Raw genomic sequence first — 1,327 nt, forward strand, 5'->3', positions numbered from 1 at the left:
GGGTTTTTCTCCATACTGCTCTGCACAGCGCCGATGCTTTCGCGGACGATTGACAGACCACGACGCAGATCAGCCTCGGTAATGGTGAGAGCAACAAGGAACTTGAGCACCTCGCTCCGTCCGCCACAGGTCTCGATCACCAAGCCGCGACGAAGAGCTTCCTGGGCGATTTGGACGGCCAATGAATAATGCGTTCGTGGTACGAGACCATACATCAGTCCGCGACCCCGTACAGTCAGCTCGAGGCTGGGGAAATCCTTTGCGATTGACTTGAGTTCCTCTACCAGGATCGCGGACTTGCGAGCGATTTCCTCCTCGAATTGGGAGTCGGCCCAATAGGTCTCAAGAGCCGCGCGAGCAGTGACGAAAGCAAGGTTGTTGCCTCTGAACGTACCGCTGTGCGCACCAGGCGACCAAATATCCAGTTCAGGCTTCAGAAGAACGAGCGACATCGGCGTTCCGATTGCCGACAAGGACTTTGACAGAGTGACAATGTCAGGAACGATCTTAGCAGCTTCAAAACTGAAGAATTGCCCCGTGCGGCCGACACCTGCCTGGATGTCATCGAGGATCATCAGGATCCCATGTCTCGCGGTCAGGTCACGCAGCCTTTGCAGCCATTTAAAGCTTGCAGGATTGATGCCCCCTTCCCCTTGAACCGCCTCCAGAATTACCGCGGCAGGTCTGTCGAGACCGCTGCTCGCGTCGTTCAGCAGCTTTTCGAAGTAATCGAGCGTGTCAACGGAAGCGCCGAGATACCCATCGTAGGGCAAAAATGTCACGTGCGCGACGGGGAAACCTGCAGCACTCCGGTACTTCTTGTTCCCGGTCGCAGCCAACGATCCAGCGCTGACGCCATGGAACGCATTGGTAAATGCGACGATATTCGCCCTGCCGGTTACTAGGCGCGCCAGCTTCAGCGCCGCCTCGATCGCATTCGTACCCGTGGGACCCGTGAACTGCAGTTTGTAAATCAGACCACGTGGTTTCAGAATATACCGCTCAAAGGCCTCGATGAATGCCTTCTTCGCGCTGGTCGCGAGGTCGAGCCCGTGCACGATGCCGTCGCGCTCGATATAATCGAGCAACGGTTGCTTGAAGGCCGGGTTGTTGTGTCCGTAATTAAGGGCGCCTGCCCCCGCGAAGAAGTCCAGATATTCACGCCCGTCTGCACCTATGAGGGTAGTGCCAACCGCGCGATCGAACAGGATTGGAAATGACCGGATGTAGCCACGCACCTCAGACTCAAGGCGCTCAAATATCGCGATGCTCGCATCGTTCGAATGCGCGAATTTCTTCTCCATAGTGGCAATCTCCTTGTTCATAG

Annotated in this window: 1 protein-coding gene; it reads right to left on the bottom strand. The window is 56.2% G+C overall.

Translation table 11 applies throughout. The annotated features are described in order from the left end of the window. Positions 1 to 1,304: diaminobutyrate--2-oxoglutarate transaminase (ectB, locus tag AC0L16_RS33390; protein ID WP_473625779.1), on the bottom strand; the 1,304-nt coding region annotated here is incomplete at its 3' end. Positions 1,305 to 1,327: the final 23 nt, after the last annotated feature.

This window comes from Mesorhizobium sp. WSM4848 (assembly GCF_055811375.1).